This is a genomic window from Paraburkholderia sp. RL17-347-BIC-D (genome assembly GCF_046027915.1).
In the GTDB taxonomy this organism is placed as follows: Bacteria; Pseudomonadota; Gammaproteobacteria; order Burkholderiales; family Burkholderiaceae; genus Paraburkholderia.
Map to the genome: position 1 here is coordinate 1 of NZ_JARESS010000307.1, position 251 is coordinate 251.

Annotated in this window: 1 pseudogene; it reads right to left on the bottom strand. The window is 65.3% G+C overall.

The window, feature by feature from the left end:
• Nucleotides 1-249: pseudogene (locus tag P0D96_RS48690) on the bottom strand (efflux transporter outer membrane subunit); the annotation flags it as partial.
• Nucleotides 250-251: the final 2 nt, after the last annotated feature.

Consider the following 251-nt stretch of genomic DNA (forward strand, 5'->3'; position numbering starts at 1 on the left):
TACGAACTGGCCAAGAAACTGGTCGACGCGCGCCGCAGCGATTTTCACGTCCTTGTTGTCGGCCAGCGCGGCGGCAATCAGATCGTTCAGCACCGGATCCCCGAATTGCTCCCACCACATCGCGTTGGCAACTTCGGCCGCCTCGCTTCCTTCGAAGCGGAACGTCGCCGGCGTGGGCACCGTGGGTCGCACGTAGTCGGGGCCGAGCAGACAACCGCCCAGGCCGAGACTCAGCCCCGCAAGCAGCAGGA